This is a genomic window from Citrobacter sp. wls829, from assembly GCF_005280825.1.
GTDB lineage: Bacteria > Pseudomonadota > Gammaproteobacteria > Enterobacterales > Enterobacteriaceae > Citrobacter > Citrobacter gillenii.
Genome location: NZ_SZWP01000078.1, coordinates 1 through 23,016 on the forward strand (window position 1 = coordinate 1; position 23,016 = coordinate 23,016).

The 23,016-nt window shown below is 52.2% G+C and carries 22 protein-coding genes; 15 read left to right on the forward strand and 7 right to left on the reverse strand.

What is annotated here, in order from left to right; translation table 11 throughout:
• Positions 1-230 precede the first annotated feature (230 nt).
• Positions 231-635 carry a DUF1398 family protein gene (locus FDW88_RS17865; RefSeq protein WP_137363078.1) on the forward strand — a complete coding sequence of 135 codons (405 nt, stop codon included), beginning with the start codon at positions 231-233 and terminating at the stop codon, positions 633-635.
• A 173-nt stretch (positions 636-808) separates the two neighbouring features.
• Here the strand turns inward: FDW88_RS17865 and icd are convergent, their stop codons facing one another.
• Positions 809-2,059 carry an NADP-dependent isocitrate dehydrogenase gene (gene icd, locus FDW88_RS17870; protein WP_115258716.1) on the reverse strand — a complete coding sequence of 417 codons (1,251 nt, stop codon included), beginning with the start codon at positions 2,057-2,059 and terminating at the stop codon, positions 809-811.
• A gap of 202 nt (positions 2,060-2,261) precedes the next feature.
• On the opposite strand from icd, the gene rluE reads away from it, so the two are divergent.
• The 9 genes from rluE (at position 2,262) to roxA (ending at position 11,060) form a co-directional block, all read left to right on the forward strand.
• On the forward strand, positions 2,262-2,885 hold the full coding sequence (gene rluE, locus FDW88_RS17875) for a 23S rRNA pseudouridine(2457) synthase RluE (protein ID WP_137363079.1): 624 nt from the start codon (positions 2,262-2,264) through the stop codon (positions 2,883-2,885).
• A 43-nt stretch (positions 2,886-2,928) separates the two neighbouring features.
• Entirely contained in the window at positions 2,929-3,858 is a 930-nt protein-coding gene (locus FDW88_RS17880; protein ID WP_137363080.1) for a hypothetical protein, read from the forward strand.
• 10 nt (positions 3,859-3,868) lie between these two features.
• Positions 3,869-4,330, forward strand: a complete 462-nt coding sequence (locus FDW88_RS17885; protein WP_137363081.1) for an NUDIX hydrolase — start codon at positions 3,869-3,871, stop codon at positions 4,328-4,330.
• Positions 4,331-4,383: 53 nt separating this feature from the next.
• Entirely contained in the window at positions 4,384-5,490 is a 1,107-nt protein-coding gene (gene mnmA / locus FDW88_RS17890) for a tRNA 2-thiouridine(34) synthase MnmA (RefSeq protein ID WP_117342946.1), read from the forward strand.
• 35 nt (positions 5,491-5,525) lie between these two features.
• On the forward strand, positions 5,526-6,167 hold the full coding sequence (gene hflD, locus FDW88_RS17895; RefSeq protein ID WP_117343114.1) for a high frequency lysogenization protein HflD: 642 nt from the start codon (positions 5,526-5,528) through the stop codon (positions 6,165-6,167).
• 3 nt (positions 6,168-6,170) lie between these two features.
• The gene (gene purB, locus FDW88_RS17900; RefSeq protein ID WP_096757401.1) at positions 6,171-7,541 is read left to right on the forward strand and encodes an adenylosuccinate lyase; all 1,371 of its coding nucleotides are present in this window, start codon (positions 6,171-6,173) and stop codon (positions 7,539-7,541) included.
• A gap of 174 nt (positions 7,542-7,715) precedes the next feature.
• Entirely contained in the window at positions 7,716-8,387 is a 672-nt protein-coding gene (phoP, locus tag FDW88_RS17905) for a two-component system response regulator PhoP (RefSeq protein WP_096757402.1), read from the forward strand.
• A complete protein-coding gene (gene phoQ / locus FDW88_RS17910) occupies positions 8,387-9,850 on the forward strand; it encodes a two-component system sensor histidine kinase PhoQ (protein ID WP_137363082.1) in 1,464 nt (487 codons plus the stop codon). The genes phoP and phoQ overlap by 1 nt, the downstream gene beginning before the upstream one ends.
• 88 nt (positions 9,851-9,938) lie before the next feature.
• Positions 9,939-11,060 (forward strand): [50S ribosomal protein L16]-arginine 3-hydroxylase, encoded by a 1,122-nt coding sequence (gene roxA / locus FDW88_RS17915; protein WP_096757404.1) that lies wholly within the window; start codon positions 9,939-9,941, stop codon positions 11,058-11,060.
• A gap of 104 nt (positions 11,061-11,164) precedes the next feature.
• On the opposite strand, the gene pepT is transcribed toward roxA, so the two are convergent.
• Positions 11,165-12,391 carry a peptidase T gene (gene pepT, locus FDW88_RS17920; RefSeq protein WP_137363083.1) on the reverse strand — a complete coding sequence of 409 codons (1,227 nt, stop codon included), beginning with the start codon at positions 12,389-12,391 and terminating at the stop codon, positions 11,165-11,167.
• Between the two features lie 250 nt (positions 12,392-12,641).
• On the opposite strand from pepT, the gene potA reads away from it, so the two are divergent.
• The 4 genes from potA (at position 12,642) to potD (ending at position 16,596) form a co-directional block, all read left to right on the forward strand.
• Complete coding sequence (potA, locus tag FDW88_RS17925) at positions 12,642-13,778, forward strand: spermidine/putrescine ABC transporter ATP-binding protein PotA (protein WP_115258720.1); 1,137 nt, start codon at positions 12,642-12,644, stop codon at positions 13,776-13,778.
• A complete protein-coding gene (gene potB / locus FDW88_RS17930) occupies positions 13,762-14,619 on the forward strand; it encodes a spermidine/putrescine ABC transporter permease PotB (RefSeq protein WP_096757407.1) in 858 nt (285 codons plus the stop codon). Before potA ends, potB begins: the two co-directional genes overlap by 17 nt.
• On the forward strand, positions 14,616-15,395 hold the full coding sequence (gene potC, locus FDW88_RS17935; RefSeq protein WP_003030794.1) for a spermidine/putrescine ABC transporter permease PotC: 780 nt from the start codon (positions 14,616-14,618) through the stop codon (positions 15,393-15,395). The genes potB and potC overlap by 4 nt, the downstream gene beginning before the upstream one ends.
• Before the next feature lie 154 nt (positions 15,396-15,549).
• Complete coding sequence (gene potD / locus FDW88_RS17940; protein WP_137363087.1) at positions 15,550-16,596, forward strand: spermidine/putrescine ABC transporter substrate-binding protein PotD; 1,047 nt, start codon at positions 15,550-15,552, stop codon at positions 16,594-16,596.
• 103 nt (positions 16,597-16,699) lie between these two features.
• Here the strand turns inward: potD and cobB are convergent, their stop codons facing one another.
• The 5 genes from cobB to lolC are packed head-to-tail and all read right to left on the reverse strand — an operon-like array spanning position 16,700 to position 21,604.
• A complete protein-coding gene (gene cobB / locus FDW88_RS17945) occupies positions 16,700-17,521 on the reverse strand; it encodes a Sir2 family NAD+-dependent deacetylase (RefSeq protein WP_135912190.1) in 822 nt (273 codons plus the stop codon).
• Positions 17,522-17,536: 15 nt separating this feature from the next.
• On the reverse strand, positions 17,537-18,448 hold the full coding sequence (gene nagK, locus FDW88_RS17950) for an N-acetylglucosamine kinase (RefSeq protein WP_096757410.1): 912 nt from the start codon (positions 18,446-18,448) through the stop codon (positions 17,537-17,539).
• A gap of 18 nt (positions 18,449-18,466) precedes the next feature.
• Positions 18,467-19,711, reverse strand: a complete 1,245-nt coding sequence (gene lolE / locus FDW88_RS17955; protein ID WP_096757411.1) for a lipoprotein-releasing ABC transporter permease subunit LolE — start codon at positions 19,709-19,711, stop codon at positions 18,467-18,469.
• On the reverse strand, positions 19,711-20,412 hold the full coding sequence (gene lolD, locus FDW88_RS17960) for a lipoprotein-releasing ABC transporter ATP-binding protein LolD (RefSeq protein ID WP_115258741.1): 702 nt from the start codon (positions 20,410-20,412) through the stop codon (positions 19,711-19,713). Before lolD ends, lolE begins: the two co-directional genes overlap by 1 nt.
• Positions 20,405-21,604, reverse strand: coding sequence for a lipoprotein-releasing ABC transporter permease subunit LolC (gene lolC, locus FDW88_RS17965; protein WP_137363084.1), 1,200 nt, complete (start codon positions 21,602-21,604; stop codon positions 20,405-20,407). The genes lolD and lolC overlap by 8 nt, the downstream gene beginning before the upstream one ends.
• Positions 21,605-21,865: 261 nt before the next feature.
• Between lolC and FDW88_RS17970 the strand changes: the two genes are divergently transcribed.
• On the forward strand, positions 21,866-22,930 hold the full coding sequence (locus tag FDW88_RS17970) for an acyltransferase family protein (RefSeq protein WP_137363085.1): 1,065 nt from the start codon (positions 21,866-21,868) through the stop codon (positions 22,928-22,930).
• The last annotated feature ends 86 nt before the right edge of the window (positions 22,931-23,016 follow it).

Sequence of the window (23,016 nt, forward strand, 5' to 3'; positions counted from 1 at the left end):
ATTTCCCCGCTTATTCGCACCTTCCCTAACAGTAATGGCCGATGAAAATGCAAAAACCAGCCTTGCTACGCGCCGCACCCGCCCCGTAGCAAGGCCCCCTACTGGGAGAACCCTTAATCGTCCCATGACCTCGCTATCCGCACCACACCAAGAGATCTGACCAGATTGAAGCGACAAAACTGATCGTGCACACTACACGCTCTCATAACTAACAATAGGTTATAACCCTGATGGATCAGGTTACTGTTCTTGAAAAGATGTTTGAGCAAGTGAGAAAGGAACATAATTTTTCGTGGTTTTACTCTGAACTGAAACGCCAGAATATTGCTCATTATATTTACTACCTGGCTACTGATAACATCAGAGCTGTTACAGCGAATGATGAAGTAATATTAATAAGAGGGAAAAGAGATTTATTAAAAGTCAGTACAACCAAGAACCCTGAACAAGTAAAAAAAGCAGCCCAGGCACATATTTCCGGGGAATCCACATTTCGGGAATATATTACAACACTTGTTAGTGCTGGCGTTTTCCGATGGGTTACTGATGTCAATGATAACAAACGGTATTACTACTCTGTCGACGATACACTTTTATACATGGAAGATGTCGAGAACAACAATCCATTAATATAATGATAATTGAACTAACAGTCCGGTTTCTTCCCCCCTGGCACCGGATAAGCTGACATAAGTGCCAAACCTGGTTTTGGGGAAACGTTTTGGCGAGAGTTTTGGGGAAGGAATTTTGCAGGTATAAAAAAACGGGAACCTCTCGGCTCCCGTTCTCATACAACCCAGAATGTGGATTACATGTTTTCGATGATCGCGTCACCAAACTCAGAACATTTCAGCAGCTTAGCGCCGTCCATCAGACGTTCGAAGTCATAGGTTACGGTTTTCGCGTTGATCGCACCGCTCATACCTTTAACGATCAGGTCGGCTGCTTCTACCCAACCCATGTGGCGCAGCATCATTTCAGCAGACAGGATGATGGAACCTGGGTTCACTTTATCCTGACCCGCATACTTCGGTGCAGTACCGTGGGTGGCTTCAAACAGTGCACACTCGTCACCGATGTTTGCACCCGGCGCGATACCAATACCGCCAACCTGCGCAGCCAGGGCATCAGAGATGTAGTCACCGTTCAGGTTCATACAGGCAATAACATCATACTCTGCCGGACGCAGCAGGATCTGCTGCAGGAACGCATCGGCGATAACGTCCTTAACAACGATCTCTTTCCCGGTTTTCGGGTTCTTGATTTTCACCCACGGGCCGCCGTCGATCAGTTCACCACCAAACTCTTCACGCGCTAACTGGTAACCCCAGTCTTTGAACGCGCCTTCGGTGAACTTCATGATGTTACCTTTATGTACCAGGGTAACAGAATCACGATCGTTGGCGATGGCGTATTCAATCGCCGCACGCACCAGACGTTTTGTCCCGTCTTCGGAACACGGTTTGATACCGATACCGCAATGTTCCGGGAAGCGAATTTTCTTCACGCCCATCTCTTCGCGCAGGAATTTAATCACTTTCTCTGCATCAGCAGAGTCGGCTTTCCACTCGATACCAGCGTAGATGTCTTCAGAGTTTTCACGGAAGATGACCATGTCGGTCAGTTCAGGATGTTTAACCGGGCTTGGGGTGCCCTGGTAGTAACGAACCGGACGCAGGCACACGTACAGGTCAAGTTCCTGACGCAGTGCAACGTTCAGTGAGCGAATACCGCCGCCAACTGGGGTAGTCAGTGGGCCTTTAATAGCAACACGGTAGTCACGAATCAGATCAAGGGTTTCAGCAGGCAGCCAGACGTCCTGGCCGTATACCTGAGTGGATTTCTCGCCGGTGTAGATTTCCATCCAGGAGATTTTACGCTCGCCTTTATAGGCTTTCTCGACAGCAGCATCGACAACTTTGATCATCGGTGGGGTTACATCAACGCCGATACCGTCGCCTTCAATGAACGGGATAATCGGATTTTCAGGAACGTTGAGTTTGCCGTTTTGCAGGGTGATCTTCTTACCTTCCGCCGGAACAACTACTTTGCTTTCCATTCACCTCTCCTTCGAGCGCTTCTGGTTCTGCTCGTCTGTCATCACGCTGCATGTGCATTTGCGTCCTGCTACACGGATGCGTTAGAGCAACTTTTTGTTAATGATTTGTAATGAGCGTGTCAATACTACCCTATTGTTCGTCGCCATGAAAGACACTCGTTCTTAGGCTATAATGCGGCAATTGATATAATCTGAAAATACCATGCAAAAAACTTCTTTTAGAAATCACCGGGTTGAGCGATTCAGCTCACGACAAGTCACTAAACAGCGTAAAGAAAACCAGCCAAAACGCGTGGTTTTGTTCAATAAACCCTACGATGTTTTGCCACAATTTACTGACGAAGCGGGTCGCAGCACGTTAAAAGATTTTATTCCCTTACAGGGCGTCTATGCTGCGGGGCGCCTGGACAGGGACAGCGAAGGCCTGTTGGTACTGACCAATGACGGTGCATTACAGGCCCGATTGACGCAGCCGGGTAAGCGCACCGGAAAAATTTATTACGTGCAGGTCGAAGGAGAGCCGACGCCAGAGGCACTGGATGCCCTGCGCAATGGCGTGACGCTCAATGATGGCCCAACGTTGCCAGCAGGCGTTGAGGTTGTTGCTGAACCTGACTGGCTGTGGCCGCGAAATCCACCGATTCGCGAGCGCAAAAGCATTCCCACCCGTTGGTTGAAAATCACGTTGTATGAGGGGCGTAACCGTCAGGTGAGACGCATGACGGCGCATGTGGGTTTCCCCACGCTGCGGTTAATCCGCTATGCCATGGGTGATTACACGCTGGATAACCTCGCCAACGGCGAATGGCGTGAGCTGCAGCCGTAGCATCCATTTTTAACGTAACTATTAACAGGGAAGAACACGGCATATGGATAAACGGATCGTTGCAGCGCTCATGTTGTGCGGAGTTTCACCATTTTGTTATGCAAAACAGAACTGTGAAACGCTCGCCGGGATCGCGGCGGGAGAGGCAAATTATCTTTACGCCACTGCCAACGTCAGCGCTGACTCTCGTCTGCATTTCTACTCTGCACCAGCCAGCGGATGCCAGCTCCCGGCGTTTTTGGTCAATAGCGACACTGTAGAGGTGCTCAGAAGTTCGCAGCGTTATGAAAGCACAGGTATGCTGTCCAAAGACGAACCTTTTCGTTACGTCCGCTACCGGGGCGCAAACGGCACTTTCGCTACCGGTTGGGTTACCGCTGACGGGCTCACGCCGTTAGCTAACCCGCTTCCTGTTAGCCCTGCCTGCCAGGCATGGGCCAATAAAGCGATGTCACAACGCGAAAAAATGCCCCCCGCCGCCAGCAACTATTATCAGGTCATCGGCAGCTCGCGCGCTGGATTCTATTCAATGCCAAATGCACAGTGTCGCAACAGTTCCGTGTTCCTGGTTCCCGGCAACGTGGTTTCTGCTCAGGAAGAGTCCAAAGACGATTTTATTGAGGTGGTCTATTACACCGCCGATCGTCATAGCGTGCGCGGCTGGTTGAAAAAATCACAGCTGCAACCTTTAAACAGCGGTGACCGCTATCGCGACGACATCAATCCACTCTCTACAGATACAGCCACGCGGGTCGCCACTCTTAGTTTGCGTTATGACTATCAATGTGTTTTTTATGAGAGCTGGAATGCGAAAAACGCGATTGAAATCATCGTGCGCGAAGACCACCAAACCGAATTTTGCCGGGGTGCCGCCGATCCACAAACCTCCCCTCCGGTGGCCTATATCAGTATCGATAAAGCCACGGGTGAGATCAGCTGGCCAGATGTGTCTGAAGGCTTTAAAGAAGAATAAGAGGTGAACCATGTTCAAACCGCACGTCACCGTCGCCTGCATTGTACATGCCGAGGATAAGTTTTTAGTCGTTGAGGAAACCATCAACGGCAAAGCGTTATGGAACCAGCCTGCCGGGCATCTGGAAGCGGACGAAACCTTGGTACAAGCCGCTGCACGCGAACTGTGGGAAGAAACCGGCATCACCGCGCAGCCGCAGCATTTTATTCGCATGCATCAATGGATAGCCCCGGACAGAACCCCGTTCTTGCGTTTTCTGTTTTCTATTGAGCTTGCCAATATGTGCGCTACTGAGCCGCATGACAACGATATAGATTACTGTCGTTGGGTCAGCGCTGAAGCGATTTTATCTGCACCGAACCTGCGTTCGCCGCTGGTTGCTGAGAGCATTCGCTGTTATCAGAGCGGGCAACGGTATCCGCTGGCAATGATCGGAGAATTTAACTGGCCGTTTACAGAGGGTGTCAAGTAAAGGGCTGCGTGATAGAATATGCCGCCTTTAAGTTCAATGTCGTGAGTATTCCTATGTCTGAAAGCCCAAAAAAAGTGATCGTCGGCATGTCCGGCGGTGTCGATTCCTCCGTTTCTGCCTGGCTGTTGCAACAACAGGGTTATCAGGTTGAAGGCCTGTTCATGAAGAACTGGGAAGAGGACGACGGTGAGGAATACTGTACCGCTGCTGCCGATCTTGCAGATGCGCAGGCAGTCTGCGACAAACTCGGCATTGAACTGCATACCGTTAACTTTGCCGCAGAATACTGGGACAACGTCTTTGAGTTGTTCCTTGAAGAGTACAAAGCGGGTCGTACGCCAAACCCGGATATTCTGTGCAACAAAGAAATTAAGTTTAAAGCCTTCCTCGAATTTGCCGCTGAAGATTTAGGTGCCGATTTCATCGCCACCGGTCACTACGTGCGCCGCGCGGACGTCGACGGCAAAAGCCGCCTGCTGCGTGGACTCGACGGCAATAAAGACCAAAGCTATTTCCTCTATACGCTCGGTCACGAGCAGATCGCCCAAAGCTTGTTCCCGGTCGGTGAACTGGAAAAACCGCAGGTGCGCAAAATCGCCGAAGATCTGGGCCTGATTACCGCGAAGAAAAAAGACTCCACCGGCATCTGCTTTATTGGTGAACGTAAATTCCGCGAGTTCCTTGGCCGTTACCTTCCGGCTCAGCCAGGAAAAATCATCACCGTGGATGGCGAAGAAATCGGCCAGCACCAGGGGCTGATGTATCACACTCTGGGCCAACGTAAAGGTCTGGGTATCGGCGGAACCAAAGAAGGGACCGAGGATCCGTGGTATGTGGTCGATAAGGACGTTGAGAACAACATTCTGGTTGTCGCTCAGGGTCACGATCACCCGCGTCTGATGTCCGTTGGCCTGATCGCGCAACAGCTGCACTGGGTCGATCGCGAACCCTTCTCCGGCACAATGCGCTGTACGGTGAAAACCCGCTATCGTCAGACCGATATTCCGTGCACCGTTAAGTCGCTGGATGACGAACGTATTGAAGTGATTTTTGACGAGCCGGTTGCGGCGGTGACGCCAGGTCAGTCGGCCGTCTTTTACTGCGGCGAAGTGTGCCTCGGTGGCGGAATTATCGAGCAGCGCCTGCCTCTGCCGGTATAATTTATCTACATATCTAATACAAGGAAGCAGTGAACGTGGCAAAGAATTATTATGACATCACCCTCGCTCTGGCAGGCATTTGCCAGTCGGCTCGCCTGGTGCAACAACTGGCACACCAGGGGCACTGTGATGCCGATGCACTACACGTTTCACTCAACAGTGTTATTGATATGAATCCCAATTCTACGCTGGGCGTGTTTGGTGGCAGTGAAGCCAATCTGCGTCTGGGCCTTGAAACGCTGCTCGGTGTACTGAACGCCAGCAGTCGTCAGGGACTGAACGCGGAACTCACCCGCTATACCCTGAGCCTGATGGTGCTGGAGCGCAAGCTGTCAGCCGCCAAGGGCGCAATGGACACGCTGGGGGACCGTATTAATGGCCTGCAGCGCCAGCTAGACCATTTCGATTTGCAGTCAGAAACGTTAATGAGCGCAATGGCGGGCATTTATGTTGACGTCATCAGCCCGCTCGGCCCACGTATTCAGGTCACGGGATCCCCAGCTATCCTCCAGAGCCCGCAGGTTCAGGCCAAAGTCCGTGCGTCGCTTCTGGCTGGCATTCGTGCTGCCGTACTCTGGCACCAGGTCGGTGGCGGTCGTCTGCAACTCATGTTTTCTCGTAATCGCCTGACCACTCAGGCAAAACAAATTCTTGCTCATTTAACCCCGGAGTTGTGATCTATGGAATTATCCTCACTGACCGCCGTTTCCCCTGTCGATGGACGCTACGGCGATAAAGTCAGCGCGCTGCGCGGGATTTTCAGCGAATACGGTTTGCTGAAATTCCGTGTACAGGTTGAAGTACGCTGGCTGCAAAAACTGGCCGCGCACGCAGCGATCAAGGAAGTTCCTGCTTTTGCTGCCGACGCAATCGGTTTCCTTGATACGATCGTCGCTAACTTCAATGAAGAAGATGCCGCGCGCATCAAAACCATTGAACGCACGACCAACCACGATGTGAAGGCCGTTGAGTATTTCCTGAAAGAAAAAGTCGCTGATATCCCGGAACTGCACGCTGTTTCCGAGTTTATCCACTTCGCCTGTACCTCAGAAGATATCAACAACCTGTCTCATGCGCTGATGCTGAAAACCGCCCGCGATGAAGTGATCCTGCCTTACTGGCGCAAGCTTATCGATGCGGTAAAAGACCTGTCCGTGCAGTATCGTGACATTCCCCTGCTCTCCCGTACGCACGGCCAGCCGGCAACACCCTCTACGTTGGGCAAAGAAATGGCTAACGTGGCATACCGTATGGAGCGCCAGTATCGCCAGCTAAACCAGGTAGAAATTCTCGGTAAAATCAACGGTGCCGTCGGTAACTATAACGCCCACATCGCCGCTTACCCGGAAGTTGACTGGCATCAGTTCAGTGAAGAATTCGTCACTTCGCTGGGTATTCAGTGGAACCCGTACACCACGCAGATTGAGCCGCACGACTACATTGCTGAGCTGTTCGATTGCGTCGCGCGTTTTAACACCATCCTGATCGATTTTGACCGCGACGTCTGGGGCTATGTGGCGCTGAACCACTTCAAACAGAAAACCATTGCCGGTGAAATTGGTTCTTCCACCATGCCGCACAAAGTTAACCCTATCGACTTCGAAAACTCCGAAGGCAACCTGGGCCTGTCTAATGCGGTACTGCAGCACCTGGCAAGCAAACTGCCGGTTTCCCGCTGGCAGCGTGACCTGACGGATTCTACCGTTCTGCGTAACCTGGGCGTGGGAATTGGCTACGCGTTGATCGCGTATCAGTCCACACTGAAGGGTGTGAGCAAACTGGAAGTAAACCGCGATCATCTGCTGGATGAACTGGACCATAACTGGGAAGTGCTGGCCGAGCCGATTCAGACCGTTATGCGTCGTTACGGCATTGAAAAACCGTACGAGAAGCTGAAAGAGCTGACCCGCGGCAAGCGCGTTGACGCCGAAGGCATGAAGCAGTTTATCGACGGACTGGCCCTGCCAGAAGACGAGAAAACGCGCCTGAAAGCGATGACGCCAGCCAACTATATTGGTCGCGCCATCACCATGGTTGATGAGTTGAAGTAATCAATCCTGCGCCAGATGGCGCTCACGCTTATCTGGCCTACATTTATCTCGCGTAGGCCAGATGTGGCGTTCATGCCACCTTCCGACATTCCCCTCGGTTTATTAAATGTTTATCCCCACAGCCACATAATCAGCGTTAAACTATTCATACCGTCAATTTAGGGAGAAACGAAGATGCGCGTACTGGTTGTTGAGGATAATGCCTTATTACGTCACCACCTGAAGGTTCAGTTACAGGATGCAGGCCACCAGGTTGATGATGCTGAGGATGCAAAGGAAGCAGATTATTACCTTAACGAACATCTGCCAGATATTGCGATCGTCGACTTAGGTCTGCCCGATGAAGATGGCTTGTCACTGATCCGCCGCTGGCGCAGCAATGACGTTTCGCTCCCCATTCTGGTGTTGACCGCCCGCGAAGGCTGGCAGGATAAAGTGGAAGTGCTCAGCGCTGGGGCTGATGACTACGTGACAAAACCTTTCCATATTGAAGAGGTGGTCGCCCGCATGCAGGCACTGATGCGCCGCAATAGCGGCCTGGCCTCGCAAATTATCTCGCTGCCGCCTTTTCAGGTTGACCTTTCCCGCCGCGAATTATCAGTGAATGATGAGGTTATCAAACTCACCGCGTTTGAATACACCATCATGGAAACGCTGATCCGCAATAACGGCAAAGTGGTCAGCAAAGACTCACTGATGCTACAACTTTATCCGGATGCAGAACTGCGTGAAAGCCACACCATCGATGTACTGATGGGACGTCTGCGCAAAAAAATTCAGGCGCAATATCCGGATGACGTGATCACCACCGTACGTGGACAGGGCTACCTCTTCGAACTGCGCTAATGAACAAATTATTGCGTCATTTTCTCCCGTTATCGCTGCGTGTACGCTTTTTGCTGGCGACCGCTGGCGTTGTCCTTGTGCTTTCACTGGCCTATGGTATGGTCGCGCTGGTGGGTTACAGCGTAAGCTTTGATAAGACCACATTTCGTCTTCTGCGCGGTGAAAGTAACTTGTTTTACACCCTCGCGAAATGGGAAGACGGCAAGCTCCAGGTCGAACTGCCTGAACATCTCGATATGCAAAGCCCCACCATGTCGCTGATCTACGATGAAAATGGCAAATTGTTGTGGGCACAACGCGATGTCCCCTGGCTGACGCACAGTATTCAGCCGGACTGGTTAAAAACGAATGGTTTTCATGAAATAGAAGCCGATGTCGATGCCACCAGCACGTTACTGCGCGAAGATCACTCCGCGCAACAGCAGCTTAAAGAAGTCAGAGAAGATGATAACGATGCCGAAATGACCCACTCGGTGGCGGTAAACGTCTACCCTGAGACCGCCCGCATGCCTCAGCTTACCATTGTCGTTGTCGACACTATCCCCATTGAGCTCAAGCGCTCGTATATGGTCTGGAGCTGGTTTATCTATGTATTGGTCGCCAACTTGCTGCTCGTGATCCCGCTGCTATGGGTCGCCGCCTGGTGGAGTTTACGGCCTATCGAGTCACTGGCGCGTGAGGTCCGAGAACTTGAGGAGCATCACCGTGAAATGCTCAATCCCGCCACCACGCGGGAACTAACTAGCCTGGTACGTAACCTCAACCGACTGCTGAAAAGTGAGCGTGAGCGTTACGATAAATACCGCACGACCTTAACCGATCTCACCCATAGCCTGAAAACACCGCTGGCGGTATTGCAAAGCACGCTACGCTCGATGCGCAATGAAAAGATGAGCGTAACGGATGCCGAACCCGTGATGCTGGAACAAATTAGCCGCATTTCCCAGCAAATTGGCTACTACCTGCATCGCGCCAGCATGCGCGGTGGTAACGCCATGCTCAGCCGCGAACTGCACCCGGTTGCCCCTTTGCTGGATAAGCTAACCTCCGCCCTCAATAAGGTGTATCAGCGTAAAGGCGTCACTATTAGTCTCGATATCTCACCCGAAATCAGTTTTGTCGGCGAGCAGAATGATTTTGTCGAGGTCATGGGTAACGTGCTGGATAACGCCTGTAAATACTGTCTGGAGTTCGTCGAGATCTCCGCTCACCTGTCCGACGATCGCCTACATATTCTGGTGGAAGATGACGGTCCTGGCATTCCACAAGCCAAGCGTGAAGTGGTTTTTGATCGCGGCCAGCGTGTGGATACCTTACGCCCCGGGCAAGGCGTGGGGCTGGCGGTAGCTCGCGAAATTACCGAGCAGTATGACGGGCAAATTATCGCAGGCGATAGCCTGTTAGGCGGCGCGCGCATGGAGGTCATTTTTGGCCGTCAGCACCCGGGGCATAAAGACGAGTAAGTTGTTTGTAATATTTATGTACCGGGATCACTTATCCGGTTAAGCATCCGTTATAATCGGAGCAACCAACAGTCTGCGGATGCGCATTATGGAATACCAATTAAACCTCAACTGGCCCGACTTTCTCGAACGCCACTGGCAAAAGCGCCCGGTGGTCTTAAAGCGTGGTTTTACAAACTTTATCGATCCGCTTTCCCCTGATGAACTGGCCGGACTGGCGATGGAAAGTGAAGTCGACAGCCGACTGGTCAGCCATCAGGACGGTAAATGGCAGGTGAGCCACGGTCCATTCGAAAGCTATGACCATCTCGGCGAGAACAACTGGTCGCTGCTGGTCCAGGCCGTCAACCACTGGCACGAACCGACCGCCGCGCTGATGCGTCCGTTTCGCGAATTACCGGACTGGCGTATTGATGACCTGATGATCTCCTTTTCCGTGCCCGGCGGCGGCGTTGGCCCGCACCTGGATCAGTACGATGTGTTTATCATTCAAGGCACCGGTCGTCGTCGCTGGCGCGTAGGCGAAAAACTCCAGCTAAAACAACACTGCCCGCACCCGGATCTGCTGCAGGTTGATCCGTTCGAGGCCATCATTGATGAGGAGCTGGAGCCGGGTGATATTCTGTATATCCCGCCAGGATTCCCGCACGAAGGCTACGCGCTGGAAAACGCGATGAACTATTCTGTCGGTTTCCGCGCCCCGAACGCCCGGGAGTTAATCAGCGGATTCGCCGATTACGTTCTGCAACGTGAGCTGGGCAGCACCTATTACAGCGACCCGGACCTGCCGCCGCGCGACCATCCGGCGGATGTTCTGCCACAAGAAATGGATAAACTGCGTGAAATGATGCTGGGGCTGATTAATCAACCTGAACATTTCAAACAGTGGTTTGGGGAGTTTATTTCCCAGTCGCGTCATGAGCTGGATGTCGCCCCGCCGGAGCCACCTTATCAGCCCGACGAAATCTACGACGCGCTGAAACAAGGGGATGTGCTGGTACGTCTGGGCGGATTACGCGTTATCCGTGTCGGCGACGAGGTTTACGTCAACGGTGAAAAAATTAACTCACCGCATCGCCCTGCCCTCGAGGCGCTGGCCAGCCATATTGTGCTGACAGCCGAGAACTTTGAAGATGCGCTGGAAGATCCGTCTTTCCTCGCCATGCTGGCCGCGCTGGTTAACAGCGGATACTGGTTCTTCGAAGGGTAAATTAGTAGTGACTGCGCCGATGGCGCTTCGCTTATCCGGCCCACGGAATGAGGTATCTGTAGGCCGGATAAGGCGCAAGCCACCATCCGGCCTCTACACACTCTTTATTTTTGTTTCGCGGCCAATTCGGCAATACGCACGATCACCTGCACCGCTTTTTCCATTCCTTCCAGCGTCACAAACTCATGTTTACCATGATAGTTGTAGCCGCCGGTGAACAGATTCGGGCACGGTAATCCCATAAACGACAGCTGAGCACCGTCAGTGCCGCCACGAATAGGTTTCAGCACAGGCTCAATGTCGCAATCACGCATCGCCTGCTGGGCAATATCCAGCACGTGGGGGTGCTCAATCACTTTCTCGCGCATATTGTAATAGCTATCTTCAATCACCAGTTCGATATAGCAGTCCGGGTGTAACCCTTTGCCAACCTTTTTGGCGATCTCCATAATTTTACGTTTGCGCGCTTCAAACTGTTTACGGTCAAAATCACGGATAATGTAGTGCATGTCCGCCCGGTCAACGGTGCCTTTCATACTCGCCAGATGGTAAAAACCTTCGTAACCTTCGGTCGTTTCCGGGCTTTCATCTGCCGGAACCTCTGCGTGGATACGAGCAGCCAGCGACAGCGCATTCACCATCACCCCTTTTGCGGTACCAGGGTGCACATTGTTACCAACGATTTTGATATTGACCGACGCCGCGTTGAAGTTTTCAAACTCCAGTTCACCCACGCCCCCCCCATCAACAGTGTAAGCCCACTTCGCATCAAATGCGGCGACGTCAAAGTGCTTCGCCCCTTTACCCACCTCTTCGTCGGGTGTAAAGGCCACACGAATATCGCCATGGGGAATGTTTTTATGCTTCAACACAGCCAGCGCGGTCATGATCTCCGCCACTCCGGCTTTGTCGTCCGCGCCCAGCAGGGTTTTACCGTCGGTGGTGATCAACGTTTGTCCCAAAAGTTGATGTAACACCGGGAACATCACCGGCGACAGAACTTCATCACCAATGCCTAACGCAATATCGCCCCCACGGTAGTTTTCAACAATTTGCGGGTTGACGTTTTTACCCGTGAAATCCGGTGAGGTATCGACATGAGAAATGAAGCCAATCGCGGGAATATCACCGGCAACGTTTGCGGGTAACGTTGCCATCAGTGTTCCCTTCTCACTTAATGAAACGTTAACCAGCCCCATTTCTTCAAGCTGTTGTTTGAGCAGCTGTAATAGCTTCCACTGACCCTCAGTGCTGGGTACCTGCCGCACACCCGATTTGGACTGAGTGTCCAGCGACACGTAGTGTAAAAAACGCTCAAGTAGTTTATCCATGCAGTCACCCTCACTTTTCGTGACAACATTATCAATAAGCAAGAAAAGACAAATATTGCGTCAGGTCATTTTTATCCCCGCAAGTGAGAATATTTGTCTCTGACACCCCTTCTGACTATAAGAGTAAGTCAGTAATTCGCAACAAGGATTGGCGATTACAATGGTTTGCCGTAGAATAATCGCCCTCATTAAGAGTCATCAAGGTGGTTAACCACAAACCCCGCAGCGGTCAGCCATCCGTTGCGTTTACATGGGACAGAGTAAAAAATTGAATAAACAACCGCGTTCGCTTTCTCCACTGGTGCAATTAGCGGGAATTCGCAAAAGTTTCGATGGCAAAGAGGTGATTTCCGACCTGGATTTGACCATCAACAATGGCGAATTTCTCACGCTGCTCGGCCCCTCTGGCTGCGGTAAAACAACCGTTCTTCGCCTGATTGCGGGTCTTGAAACGGTTGATTCCGGTCATATCATGCTGGACAACCAGGATATCACTCACGTACCTGCGGAAAACCGCTATGTGAACACCGTATTCCAAAGTTATGCGTTATTCCCCCACATGACCGTGTTCGAGAATGTGGCCTTCGGTTTGCGCATGCAAAAGACCCCGACTGCCGACATTCAACCTCGCGTCACCGAAGCCTTGCGCATGGTGCAACTGGAAGAGTTTGCCCAGCGTAAACCCCATCAACTCTCCGGTGGACAGCAGCAGCGTGTGGCAATTGCCCGTGCAGTGGTCAACAAACCTCGTTTGCTATTGTTAGATGAATCGCTCTCCGCGCTGGACTACAAACTGCGCAAGCAGATGCAGAACGAACTGAAAGCACTGCAGCGTAAGCTCGGTATCACCTTTGTCTTTGTCACTCACGATCAAGAAGAAGCGCTGACCATGTCAGACCGTATCGTGGTGATGCGTGACGGCAAAATTGAGCAGGACGGCACGCCGCGAGAAATTTACGAAGAGCCGAAAAATCTGTTCGTCGCCGGGTTTATCGGTGAGATCAATATGTTCAACGCGACGGTTATTGAACGTCTGGATGAACAACGCGTTCGTGCTAACGTTGAAGGTCGAGAGTGCAACATCTACGTGAATTTCGGCGTTACGCCGGGACAAAAACTGCATGTTTTGCTGCGTCCGGAAGATCTGCGCGTAGATGAGATCAACGATGACAACCACATCGAAGGACTTATCGGCTACGTGCGTGAGCGCAACTACAAAGGCATGACGCTGGAGTCGGTTGTCGAACTGGAAAATGGCAAGATGGTGATGGTTAGCGAATTCTTCAACGAAGACGATCCTGACTTCGATCACTCTCTGGACCAGAAAATGGCCATTAACTGGGTAGAAAGTTGGGAGGTCGTACTGGCTGATGAAGAACACAAGTAAATTCCAGAGTGTGGTGATCGTCACCATTGTCGGTTGGCTTGTGTTATTTGTCTTCCTGCCCAACCTGATGATCATTGGCACCAGCTTTTTGACCCGTGACGATGCGAATTTCGTCAAAATGGTCTTTACGCTGGAAAACTATGCTCGCCTGCTCGATCCGCTCTACTTTGAGGTGTTGATTCACTCCCTCAATATGGCGCTGATTGCCACGTTCGCCTGCCTGGTGCTCGGCTATCCGTTTGCCTGGTTTTTGGTAAAACTGCCGGAAAAAGTGCGTCCACTGCTGCTGTTCCTGCTGATTGTTCCGTTCTGGACCAACTCGCTTATTCGCATCTATGGACTCAAAATTTTCCTCAGTACCAAAGGCTATCTCAACGAGTTTCTGCTGTGGCTCGGGGTCATTGATACCCCCATTCGCATTATGTTCACCCCCAGCGCGGTCATTATCGGCCTCGTTTACATCCTGCTGCCGTTTATGGTTATGCCGCTTTATTCCAGCATTGAGAAACTCGATAAGCCACTACTGGAAGCCGCGCGCGATCTGGGTGCCAGCAAATTTCAGACCTTCACCCGCATCATCATTCCGCTGACCATGCCGGGAATTATCGCCGGTTGCCTGCTGGTGATGCTGCCAGCCATGGGGTTATTTTACGTGTCTGATCTAATGGGCGGCGCGAAAAACCTGTTGATTGGTAACGTGATAAAAGTTCAGTTCCTGAACATTCGTGACTGGCCGTTTGGTGCCGCCACCAGCATTACCCTGACCATCGTGATGGGACTGATGTTATTAGTTTACTGGCGCGCCTCCCGCTTGCTGAATAAAAAGGTGGAACTCGAATGATCGGTCGACTGCTTCGCGGTGGTTTCATGACCGCCATCTACGCGTATCTGTACATTCCAATCATTATTTTGATTGTGAACTCCTTTAACAGCTCGCGCTTTGGCATCAACTGGCAAGGCTTTACCACCAAATGGTACGGCCTGCTGATGAACAACGATAGCCTGCTGCAGGCGGCACAGCATTCACTGACGATGGCCGTGTTATCCGCAACCTTTGCCACCCTGATCGGCTCACTGACGGCGGTTGCGCTTTACCGCTACCGTTTTCGCGGTAAACCGTTTGTCAGCGGTATGCTGTTCGTGGTGATGATGTCGCCGGATATCGTGATGGCGATTTCACTGCTGGTGCTGTTTATGCTGATCGGTATTCAACTGGGGTTCTGGTCGTTGCTGTTCTCGCATATCACCTTCTGTTTGCCTTTTGTTGTGGTGACAGTGTACTCACGCCTGAAAGGATTCGATGTGCGAATGCTGGAAGCCGCAAAAGACCTGGGCGCCAGCGAAGTCACCATTCTGCGCAAAATCATTCTGCCGCTGGCGATGCCAGCGGTTGCTGCGGGCTGGTTACTGAGCTTTACCCTGTCGATGGATGACGTGGTTGTTTCATCGTTCGTCACTGGACCAGGTTATGAAATTCTGCCGTTAAAAATCTACTCAATGGTTAAAGTCGGCGTGTCACCAGAAGTTAATGCGCTGGCCACCATTTTGTTGGTTCTGTCGCTGGTCATGGTTATCGCCAGCCAGCTTATTGCACGTGATAAAACTAAAGGCCGCTAACAGGCCCATACCCTATGGATTTCGAGTTGCATTGAGGCGGCAAGCTCGTGAGTCCCCAGGAACATAGATAACTATGTGACTGGGGTGAACTAGCGTAGCCAACAAAAATGCGGCTTGAAAGACGACGGGTATGTTATTCAGGGGACGTTAAATGATGAAACAATGGTCACGCCACCTGCTCGCCGCGGGTGCTCTGGCACTGGGTATGAACACCGCCACAGCCTCCGACAACAACACGCTCTATTTCTACAACTGGACCGAATACGTTCCGCCAGGACTGCTGGAGCAGTTCACGAAAGAGACCGGTATTAAGGTTATCTATTCGACCTACGAGTCGAACGAAACCATGTATGCCAAACTCAAAACGTATAAAGACGGCGCCTACGATCTGGTGGTTCCCTCCACCTACTACGTGGATAAAATGCGCAAAGAAGGCATGATCCAGAAGATTGATAAGACCAAGCTCACCAACTTCAACAATCTCGATCCGGACATGCTCAACAAGCCGTTTGACCCAAATAACGACTACTCCATTCCGTATATCTGGGGAGCAACGGCTATTGGCGTCAACAGCGATGTCATTGATCCGAAAACCGTGACCAGCTGGGCCGATCTGTGGAAACCGGAATACAAAGGCAGCCTGCTGTTAACCGATGATGCGCGTGAAGTGTTCCAGGTAGCGCTGCGCAAGCTGGGCTACTCCGGTAACACCACCGACCCGAAAGAGATTGAAGCCGCGTATAACGAGCTGAAGAAACTGGTGCCTAACGTCGCGGCGTTTAACTCAGACAACCCGGCAAACCCGTATATGGAAGGTGAAGTCAACCTCGGTATGGTGTGGAACGGCTCAGCATTCGTCGCACGTCAGGCGGGCACGCCGCTGGAAGTCGTGTGGCCGAAAGAAGGCGGCATTTTCTGGATGGACAGTCTGTCTATTCCGGCGAACGCCAAAAACAAAGAAGGTGCGCTGAAGCTGATTAACTTCCTGCTGCGCCCGGATGTCGCAAAAGAAGTGGCCGAAACCATCGGTTACCCAACGCCAAACCTGGCGGCACGTAAACTGCTCAGCCCGGAAGTGGCCAATGATAAAACGCTCTATCCTGATGCAGAGACTATCAATAAAGGGGAGTGGCAGAACGACGTCGGCTCCGCTAGCACAATTTATGAAGAGTACTATCAGAAGCTGAAAGCAGGACGCTAATTGCCGTCCCGTAGGCCGGATAAGACGCGCCAGCGTCGCCATCCGGCGAATCATTGCCCGATGGCGCTACGCTTATCGGGCCTACGCCATCCGGCAAAAAAAATCACAACCCTTTCAATAATCTCTCAACAAACTCGGGCACCACCTGGCTTGCCGGACCGTAATACTTTTCTTCGAACTCGCTGCCTACCTGGCTCGGCTCAAGGTTAAGTTCCACAGTATGCGCCCCGTGCAGGCGCGCTTCGTGTACAAATCCGGCCGCCGGATAAACATGCCCGGACGTACCGATCGCGATGAACACATCCGCCATCGCCAGCGCCATATAGATTTCATCCATCCCCAAGGGCATTTCGCCAAACCACACGACGTGCGGGCGCAACGGTGCCGGAAACTGGCAGCAATGGCACTTATCTTCCGGGGTCACATCTCCCGTCCAGTCCAGGATCTGTCCGCTTTGCGAACAGCGCACTTTGAGCAGTTCACCGTGCATATGGATGACGTTCTGGTTACCGGCGCGCTCATGCAGGTTATCGATATTCTGCGTCACCAGCAAAAAGCGGTCGCCCAGCTCTGCTTCAAGTTTTGCCAGCGCAATGTGCGCCGCGTTGGGTTGGATTTCAGGCTGTTGTAGCTGAAGACGACGTGCGTTATAAAACGACTGCACAAGTCCGGGGTTACGCGAAAATCCTTCCGGAGTCGCCACGTCTTCCACCCGATGTTCTTCCCAGAGACCATCCGCAGCGCGGAAGGTACGAATACCCGATTCGGCGGAGATCCCCGCCCCCGTCAGGACTAATACTCTTGGTTTTTCCATCAATTCAGGCACCACTCTGTCTCTGAAAAAGATCCGTTGACGCAGGCGATCGCGCATATGGCGTTTATTTTTACGAAAACGGCTTAACCGATGACCCCGACGCGACAGCATAACAACCTCTTTGTATTAATCGGTAAGATGTAGGAAAGCAGCTCCACGCATTCCACCCGCATCACCATGGCGTGCCCGTTCAATACGCGGCACGCGGGCAACCGGCAATAAATGGCGTGGCAAACGGTCTGCCAGTTGCGCCGTTATCGCGGTAAAATTCGACAAACCACCGCCAATGACCACTAAATCCGGATCAACGATAGTCAGAATATTCCCCAGACACACCGCCAGCAAATCAAGATAGCGTTCGACGTGGGCAAGCGCCTGTTCATCACCCTGCTCCCAGAGCGCGATAATTTCACGGGCGTCCAGCGGTTGATGGGTGTAATGCTGATACAGCCAGGCAAATCCGCCACCGGAAAGGTAGCTCTCGATGCAGCCTAACTGACCGCATCCACAGCGACGCAGCGGGAAGTCAAATCCCATTAGCGTTAACGCATCTACCGGCAGGCGTATGTGACCAAACTCACCGGTAATATAGCTGCGTCCGGTGATGGATTTACCGTTCAGCACCAGGCCGCCTCCAACCCCCGTGCCGAGGATTAACCCCATCACTAACGGGTACTGGGTGAATTCATCATCCCAGGCTTCGGAGAGGGCAAAACAGTTAGCATCGTTGTCCAGACGCACATCGCGGTCCAGTCGCGCGCTGAGGTCGGTACGCAGAGGTTTTCCACTGGCAGCAGGAACGTTAGCGGCATACAACGTACCGTCTTCGGTTTCTGGCATACCGGGAATACCAATTCCCACTGAACCTTTAACGCCAAATCGCTGGTCGGCCTCCGTCACCAGGTCGCACACCGCATCGAGGAAAGCATCATAGCTATCGCGCGGCGTAGGAACACGTTTTTCCCATTGCAAACGGCGTTGATTATCGAAGACGCCTAACGCAATTTTTGTCCCGCCAATATCAAACCCGTAGTACATCACCGCTCCTTTTTATTGTTACTGGCCGCTTAGCACTCTCGCAGGATCAATATTACTGGCGCGACGCGCCGGATACCAACTCGCCAACAGACTCAGCAATAATGCTGTAACCAGCACGTAAATAACGTCCAGCCAGTGTAATTCCGATGGCAAGAAGTCAATAAAATAGATATCACCGGACAGGAACTGATGGCCAATAAGCGCCTCAATACCGTTAATAATCGGCGTCAGTTGCAGCGAAACGACGATGCCAATCACGACGCCAATCAGGCTACCAAACAGTCCTGCCAGCAAACCATACCAGACAAAAATGGCACGGATCAGCCCGTCTTTCGCGCCCAATGTTCTTAATACCGCAATATCGCCGCTCTTGTCTTTTACCGCCATCACTAACGTCGAAACAATATTAAAACAGGCGACACCTATCACCAGCACCATCGCCAGGTACATAATGGCGCGGATCATCTGAATATCACGATACATATAGCCGTAAGTACCAATCCAGCTTTTAATGTAAACGTAATTATTGGTCACTTCACCGGCATCTCTGACCAGCTTATTCGCATTGAAGACGTCGTTAACCTTCAGCGCAATACCCGACACGCTGGACCCCATATCCAGATACTGCTGCGCATCTTCCATTGGGATCATTGCAAAGCTGTGGTCAAGCTGGCCGCTCAACTGCAAAATACCGATGACGTGTAACCGTACGCGCTTGGGTTGCATAAGTTTGTGATCGGCACTGGCGTTAGGGATCATGATTGACACCCAGTCACCCTGCTTCACCTTCAGCGCATCAGCAATCCCTTTCCCTATGATTATCTGCTGCTCACCGGCTTTGAAATTATCCCAGGCATGGTTCTGTACAAACGTAGGCAGCGCACTCAAACGTTGTTCCTGTTTGGGATCGACACCTTTCACCTGCACCGCGCGTAAATTTGCGCCACTTTCCACCAGCCCGGTAAAGTTGATATAGGGCGCCGCAGCGGCAATGCCCGGCACTTTCTGTACTTTATCCAGCGCTTCCTGCCAGTTGTTCCAGGGCTGGTTAACCGCTTCAATCTCGCCGTGCGGGACAACGGCCAGAATGCGGTTGTTCAACTCGCGCTCAAATCCGTTCATCGCGCTCAAACCGACAATCAAGACCGCCACACCCAATGCGATACCGATGGTAGAAATCACAGAGATCAGCGAGACCATGCCCCCACGCCGCCGACCACGGCTAAAGCGTAAGCCAATCAATAACGATAAAGGCGCAGCCATTACTCAGCTCCCATCAGGCTCAGTTCGGCCGTCAGGCGACCATCGCGCATTTCAAGCTGGCGGCTCATGCGCTTCGCCAACTGCAGATCGTGGGTCACCACCAAAAATGCCGTCCCCTGAGAGCGATTCAGCTCACCCAGAAGCTCGAAAATACTGTCAGCGTTGCGCGCATCAAGGTTACCGGTGGGTTCATCTGCCAGCACCAGACGTGGGTTATTGACCAGCGCACGGGCAATCGCCACGCGCTGGCGCTCACCGCCCGACAGCTCAGACGGGCGATGGCTGGCACGATGATCCAACCCTACCGCTTTCAGCATATTGCGTGCACGCTCGGTAATTTCAGCCGGTTTTTTCTTGCCAATAAGTAGCGGCATCGCCACGTTTTCCAGCGCGGTAAAGTCCGGCAGCAGATGGTGAAACTGGTAAATAAAACCGAGCTTTTGATTACGCAGTTCCGCTTTTGCCGTCGAAGAGAGTTTACTCATCGGCTGTCCACTAAAAATAACGTCGCCCGACGTTGGCGTATCCAGTCCGCCCAGCAGATGCAGCAACGTACTCTTACCGGATCCAGAGCTGCCGACAATCGCCACCGTTTCACCCTCGCCAACGCTAAAGCTGACATCGTGCAGCACATCAGTTTGCACGGTGCCTTCCTGATAGCGTTTGCACAGGTTGTCGCATTGCAACAGGATCTTATTCATAACGTAAAGCCTCAGCGGGTTGAGTGGCGGCGGCGCGCCAGGAAGGATAAAGCGTAGACAGCAGCGCAATGGCCATGGCCACCAGCGCAATGACGACAACCTGTAACGGCTCAATGGCAACCGGCAGCGCAGCGCCATCCAGCAATGCCCCAATGATCGGCATCAGGTTGTTCAGTTGGCTGGCAAGTAATGCCCCCAACGCGGCACCCAGTAGCGCGCCAATAATCCCGGCGCTGGCCCCCTGCACCATAAACACCATCATGATTTGCCGCGGCGTAAGTCCCTGGGTTTGTAAAATCGCCACTTCGCCTTGCTTCTCCATGACCATCAGGCCCAACGAGGTAATAATGTTAAACGCCGCGACCGCCACGATGAGGCTCAACAGCAGCCCCATCATGTTTTTTTCCATCCGCACAGCCTGGAATAATTCTCCTTTGCGCTCACGCCAGTCCTGCCATTTGGTGCCTTGCGGCAGCGTTTGCTGGCTCAACGTGTCGACCTTCAGCGGTTCATTCAGCCACAAACGCCAGCCGGTAATATTGCCCGCCGGGTAGCGCATCAGGCGTGACGCATCCTGAATATTGGTCAACATCTGATAACCATCAACTTCACTGTTGGCGGCAAAGGTGCCAATTACCGTAAACAAACGCTGGCTTGGCAGACGTCCCATCGGCGTGAACTGGCTGGCTGACGGCACCATAACGCGGATTTGATCGCCACGATTCACGCCCAACTGACCGGCAAGCTGCTCGCCAAGGATGACATTATACTTACCCGGCTCGAGATCGGTTTGCTTCACATTGACCAAATACGGCGTAAGCGGATCTTTTTGCGGCGGGTCGATGCCCAGCATCACGCCAACCGCTACGCTGCGCGCGCTTTGCAGAACCACATCACCGGTTGTCAGCGGGGCAATACGATTGACACCGCTCAGCTTCACCGCGTTTTCCGGCAGCTGTTGCGGGTTCAGGGAACCCTGCTCTGACGAGAGAATGGCCTGAGGCATCAGGCCAAGAATATTATTTTGCAGCTCACGCTCGAAACCGTTCATCACCGACAATACCGTGACCAGCGCCATTACCCCAAGAGTAATGCCAATGGTGGAAAGCCAGGAAACAAAACGACCGAAGCGATCTGCTGCACGCCCACGCATATAACGCAGGCCGATGAATAGAGCGACAGGTTGATACATGAAATCCGTCTGGTTGCTGTTAGCAAAGTCACGAGTATATAAGCGAAAGCGGAATGGGTAAATGACTGAACCGTAAGTGTTCGTCAGCATTATTCTGAAAAGCATAAACAAATCAATTCGCTAAAGTGAACCACCTGCTCATCAAGCCTAATACCTGATCTTTATCTGAAAAAACAAAAATGCAGACGGTTACGCATTACAGCGACGCCTGCCATCCGCAGGATAGCAGGTTATGTTTAACACTACGGATACGTCGACGTAATGATAAAAAAAGAGCTATGGATTAACCAAATCAAAGGGTTATGTATTTGCCTGGTGGTCATTTACCATTCCGTGATTACCTTTTACCCCCATCTCACCAGTTTTCAGCATCCGCTGTCAGAACTGCTGACCAAGTGCTGGATTTACCTCAATCTTTACCTGGCTCCGTTTCGCATGCCGGTGTTTTTCTTTATTTCGGGATATCTGATCCGTCGATACATCGATGGCGTGGGCTGGACGACCTGCGTAGATAAACGGATCTGGAATATTGCCTGGGTACTGCTGCTGTGGGGAATGGTGCAATGGCTGGCACTCACCATGCTCAATCACTGGCTGGCACCAGAGCGCGATCTGAGCCAGGCCGCCAACGCCGCGTATGCCGGTTCCGTCGGCGACTTTTCCTGGGGCATGCTGACCGCCAGCACCAGCTTATGGTATCTGTATGCGCTGATCGTCTACTTCATTCTGTGCAAACTGTTCAGCCGCTGGGCACTGCCGCTGCTGGCTCTGTTCGTATTGCTCAGTGTGGCAGTCAATTTTTTTCCGACGCCGTGGTGGGGAATGAATAGCGTGATACGTAATCTGGCGTATTACAGTCTCGGGGCATGGTTTGGCAGCACGCTGATGGCAGGGATTAAAGAGGTTCCGCTGCGCCGCCACCCGATCCTGTGCTCGTTGACGATGATTCTGGCGGTCATCGCATGGCTGGCCAACGTTTCGCTGCTGCTTTCATTGGTTTCCATTGTGCTGATCATGAAGCTGTTTTATCAGTTCGAGCAACGCTTCAGTATGCGTGCGGCCAGCCCATTAAGCGTGATCGGCTCTAACACAATCGCCATCTACACAACCCACCGAATTTTGGTCGAACTGTTCAGCTTAACGCTGATTCCCGTCATCAATCATGCTAAATGGTCTGCGCATGCAGAACTGGCCCTGCTGCTGATTTATCCGTTTGTCTGTTTGCTGCTGTGTACTTTGTTTGGCCTGCTGGTACGCAAAATTTCACAAAAAACCGTTGCCGACCTGCTGTTTTCCCCACCCTCTTTACCGGCCGCCTCGCGCTAACCTTAACGCGCTTTTTGCCCCCATCAGGGGGCGAATCAATTTGCTTATGAGAAACGTTTGCGGATAATAAGAACATTGCTTATCAG

Excerpts from the sequence above, each read along its gene's own strand:
- FDW88_RS17865 (WP_137363078.1), top strand. The coding sequence starts at position 231 with ATGGATCAGGTTACTGTTCTTGAAAAGATGTTTGAGCAAGTGAGAAAG.
- icd (WP_115258716.1), bottom strand. The coding sequence starts at position 2,059 with ATGGAAAGCAAAGTAGTTGTTCCGGCGGAAGGTAAGAAGATCACCCTG.
- rluE (WP_137363079.1), top strand. The coding sequence starts at position 2,262 with ATGCAAAAAACTTCTTTTAGAAATCACCGGGTTGAGCGATTCAGCTCA.
- FDW88_RS17880 (WP_137363080.1), top strand. The coding sequence starts at position 2,929 with ATGGATAAACGGATCGTTGCAGCGCTCATGTTGTGCGGAGTTTCACCA.
- FDW88_RS17885 (WP_137363081.1), top strand. The coding sequence starts at position 3,869 with ATGTTCAAACCGCACGTCACCGTCGCCTGCATTGTACATGCCGAGGAT.
- mnmA (WP_117342946.1), top strand. The coding sequence starts at position 4,384 with ATGTCTGAAAGCCCAAAAAAAGTGATCGTCGGCATGTCCGGCGGTGTC.
- purB (WP_096757401.1), top strand. The coding sequence starts at position 6,171 with ATGGAATTATCCTCACTGACCGCCGTTTCCCCTGTCGATGGACGCTAC.
- phoP (WP_096757402.1), top strand. The coding sequence starts at position 7,716 with ATGCGCGTACTGGTTGTTGAGGATAATGCCTTATTACGTCACCACCTG.
- phoQ (WP_137363082.1), top strand. The coding sequence starts at position 8,387 with ATGAACAAATTATTGCGTCATTTTCTCCCGTTATCGCTGCGTGTACGC.
- roxA (WP_096757404.1), top strand. The coding sequence starts at position 9,939 with ATGGAATACCAATTAAACCTCAACTGGCCCGACTTTCTCGAACGCCAC.
- pepT (WP_137363083.1), bottom strand. The coding sequence starts at position 12,391 with ATGGATAAACTACTTGAGCGTTTTTTACACTACGTGTCGCTGGACACT.
- potA (WP_115258720.1), top strand. The coding sequence starts at position 12,642 with ATGGGACAGAGTAAAAAATTGAATAAACAACCGCGTTCGCTTTCTCCA.
- potB (WP_096757407.1), top strand. The coding sequence starts at position 13,762 with ATGAAGAACACAAGTAAATTCCAGAGTGTGGTGATCGTCACCATTGTC.
- potC (WP_003030794.1), top strand. The coding sequence starts at position 14,616 with ATGATCGGTCGACTGCTTCGCGGTGGTTTCATGACCGCCATCTACGCG.
- potD (WP_137363087.1), top strand. The coding sequence starts at position 15,550 with ATGAAACAATGGTCACGCCACCTGCTCGCCGCGGGTGCTCTGGCACTG.
- cobB (WP_135912190.1), bottom strand. The coding sequence starts at position 17,521 with ATGCTGTCGCGTCGGGGTCATCGGTTAAGCCGTTTTCGTAAAAATAAA.
- nagK (WP_096757410.1), bottom strand. The coding sequence starts at position 18,448 with ATGTACTACGGGTTTGATATTGGCGGGACAAAAATTGCGTTAGGCGTC.
- lolE (WP_096757411.1), bottom strand. The coding sequence starts at position 19,711 with ATGGCTGCGCCTTTATCGTTATTGATTGGCTTACGCTTTAGCCGTGGT.
- lolD (WP_115258741.1), bottom strand. The coding sequence starts at position 20,412 with ATGAATAAGATCCTGTTGCAATGCGACAACCTGTGCAAACGCTATCAG.
- lolC (WP_137363084.1), bottom strand. The coding sequence starts at position 21,604 with ATGTATCAACCTGTCGCTCTATTCATCGGCCTGCGTTATATGCGTGGG.
- FDW88_RS17970 (WP_137363085.1), top strand. The coding sequence starts at position 21,866 with ATGATAAAAAAAGAGCTATGGATTAACCAAATCAAAGGGTTATGTATT.